Source organism: Roseinatronobacter ekhonensis (assembly GCF_900499075.1).
In the GTDB taxonomy this organism is placed as follows: domain Bacteria; phylum Pseudomonadota; class Alphaproteobacteria; order Rhodobacterales; family Rhodobacteraceae; genus Roseinatronobacter; species Roseinatronobacter ekhonensis.
Map to the genome: position 1 here is coordinate 1 of NZ_UIHC01000162.1, position 1259 is coordinate 1259.

At 64.5% G+C, this 1259-nt stretch carries 1 protein-coding gene; it reads right to left on the minus strand.

The genetic code is table 11. The features are described from left to right. Positions 1-73 precede the first annotated feature (73 nt). Positions 74-1150: a DUF2793 domain-containing protein gene (locus ROE7235_RS19615; protein ID WP_121097728.1), complete on the minus strand. Its 1077-nt coding sequence runs from the start codon at positions 1148-1150 to the stop codon at positions 74-76. Positions 1151-1259: the final 109 nt, after the last annotated feature.

A 1259-nucleotide genomic window follows, 5' to 3' on the forward strand; every position in this document is an offset into this window, starting at 1 on the left:
CTCGAACTCGGCATCCGGCATGCGCACGAAGCCCTCGTATTGGGGTGGTGTCATCGGATCATCCTCCCACCGCTCAGCCGACCTTGCAGCCCCAGAAGGACGTGTGATCGGCGGCGAAGTAGCCGTCGGCGACCCGGAAATACCCTTGCAGTTCCACGGTATCGCCCGCCGTCAGCGGCACCATGGCCTGCAGCCAGATGGCCGTGGCAAGCGAGACATGGGTGGCGGAGATTTCGCCGAAGGAGCCACGGATTTCTTTAGTCCCGTTCAGCACGAGCCGCCCACGCATGCGGGCAGTGGCGCTGGCGTTGATCTTGTAGAGCAGCGTTGCGCCGAAGAGGTATGTCCCATCGACGGGCGCGGTGAAGAGGCTGGTCCCGGCATCGAAATCCCCCTGATCGTTATAGTCGGTGGTGTTGAGGTCGATCTTGGTCCAGGTGCCGACGCCGACATAATTGTCGTAGTCGGTGTACGCCTTGAATCGCGGCAGCTGTGGCTGGTCGACGATGCCGTTGGCGTTGTCGACGGTCATGCCGTCGAAGAAGGTGCTGCCATCGGTGGAGACCGCGAGACGAAACCGGTCCGACCCGAACAGGCCGACCAGCGCCTTTGTCACGAAGTTGGTCTGCAGCGTCAGACCGAGATCGTCGCCCGCAGCCTCCTTGTTCATCGTGTAGAACAGATCGCCGTTCCCGCCTTCGGCGACGGTTTTCGCGGTCCAAAGTGCCGCGTTCAGCTTGGCCGAAAACGGGTTGGCAGCGTCGGCAGCCGTGCCAAGCCCGAGCAGCGCCATGTTCTGCGATACGTCGGGGATCGTGCTGATCCAGGCGGAGCCGTCGTAAACCAGCAGCAACCCTTCGTTCTCAACCCATGCACGCCAGCCCGCCCGGGGCGGCAGACGCAGCCAGGTCCCATCCGTGAACAGCGCCACGTTCAGGTCCCACCCCGTCCAGTCACCGGTCCCGCCGTTCGCCACGATGTAGCGGTCGCCATCGGCCGGGCTACCGGGCGGCGCGGTCAGATCACGGTCGAGAACGGAAAGCTGGATCAGCCCATCAAGGATGCGCAGCGCCTCGTTGTGCGTGACATGCTTCTGGGCCTGCGCCGCGAGGATGTAGGGCAGCAACAGATGGGTCGTGGCGTCGGACATGGGATGGCCTTCAGAACGTGAGCGTGACGGTCTTTGGCGCGCCCCGCCCGATCAGGGCGGAGAGCTGGAAGATGCGGACGTCGAGCGTGTCGCCGGGGCCGAGCGGCGC

Coding starts and splice junctions, on each gene's coding strand:
- ROE7235_RS19615 (WP_121097728.1), bottom strand. CDS start 1,150: ATGTCCGACGCCACGACCCATCTGTTGCTGCCCTACATCCTCGCGGCG.